Below are 963 nucleotides of genomic sequence, written 5' to 3' on the forward strand. Positions count from 1 at the left end.
GGTGCTGCACGTGACTTCGCATCTATCGATAATGCGCCAGAAGAGCGTGAGCGTGGTATCACTATCTCTACTTCTCACGTAGAGTACGATACTCCGACTCGCCACTACGCGCACGTTGACTGCCCAGGACACGCTGACTACGTTAAGAACATGATCACCGGTGCTGCTCAGATGGACGGTGGTATCCTGGTTGTTGCTGCGACTGATGGCCCAATGCCACAGACTCGTGAGCACATCCTGCTGGGTCGTCAGGTTGGTATCCCTTACATCATCGTGTTCATGAACAAGTGTGACATGGTTGATGACGAAGAGCTGCTGGAGCTGGTTGAGATGGAAGTGCGTGAACTTCTGTCTGAGTACGACTTCCCAGGCGACGATTGCCCAGTAATCATGGGTTCTGCTCTGGGCGCGCTGAATGGCGAAGCTCAGTGGGAAGAGAAAATTGTTGAGCTGGCTGAAGCGCTGGACAACTACATCCCAGAGCCAGAGCGTGCTATCGACAAGCCGTTCATCCTGCCAATCGAAGACGTATTCTCAATCCAGGGCCGTGGTACTGTTGTAACAGGTCGTGTTGAGCAAGGTATCGTTCGCGTAGGTGACGAAGTTGCTATCGTAGGTATCAAAGACACCATCACTACTACTTGTACTGGTGTTGAGATGTTCCGTAAGCTTCTGGACGAAGGCCGTGCTGGTGAGAACGTTGGTGTTCTGCTGCGTGGTACTAAGCGTGACGAAGTTGAGCGTGGTCAAGTACTGGCTAAGCCTGGTTCAATCACTCCACACACAACTTTCGAGTCTGAAGTATACGTTCTGTCTAAAGATGAAGGCGGCCGTCATACTCCATTCTTCAAAGGCTACCGTCCACAGTTCTACTTCCGTACAACTGACGTGACCGGTACTATCGAACTGCCAGAAGGCGTTGAGATGGTAATGCCAGGTGACAACATCAAGATGGTTGTTACT

At 51.4% G+C, this 963-nt stretch carries 1 protein-coding gene; it reads left to right on the plus strand.

Translation table 11 applies throughout. From position 1 onward, the window contains the following. Positions 1-963, plus strand: a 963-nt coding sequence (gene tuf, locus D6M16_RS11020) for an elongation factor Tu (RefSeq protein WP_120511970.1), incomplete at both ends; no start/stop codon positions are given.

The sequence above is a fragment of the Photobacterium salinisoli genome, from assembly GCF_003614885.1.
In the GTDB taxonomy this organism is placed as follows: domain Bacteria; phylum Pseudomonadota; class Gammaproteobacteria; order Enterobacterales; family Vibrionaceae; genus Photobacterium; species Photobacterium salinisoli.